Origin of the sequence: Acinetobacter sp. AL9 (assembly GCF_041464035.1) — a bacterium.
Taxonomy (GTDB): domain Bacteria; phylum Pseudomonadota; class Gammaproteobacteria; order Pseudomonadales; family Moraxellaceae; genus Acinetobacter; species Acinetobacter towneri.
In genome coordinates, this window is sequence record NZ_JAYFSK010000257.1 from 1 (window position 1) to 255 (window position 255).

The 255-nt window shown below is 46.7% G+C and carries 1 protein-coding gene; it reads left to right on the top strand.

The features are described from left to right. The coding region (locus tag ACEO2X_RS14585; RefSeq protein ID WP_371972214.1) for a transposase at nt 1-255 on the top strand (255 nt) is incomplete at both ends.

Sequence of the window (255 nt, forward strand, 5' to 3'; positions counted from 1 at the left end):
AATGCCTTAAAAGAGGTGGTGCTGCAACAGCGGGTGCTGCATGCAGATGAAACACCGGTCACCATCATGCGGATGGGTGAGAATAATAAAAAACCGAAGAAAGGTTATGTCTGGGCCTATGCCACTAAACAGTACAATCCAGTTCAGGCGGTGATCTATGACTTTCAGGATAGTCGTTCAGGCCAGCATGCTGCAGAGTTCTTGAAAGGCTGGCAGGGTTATCTAGTCTGTGATGATTACAGTGGTTATAAAGCA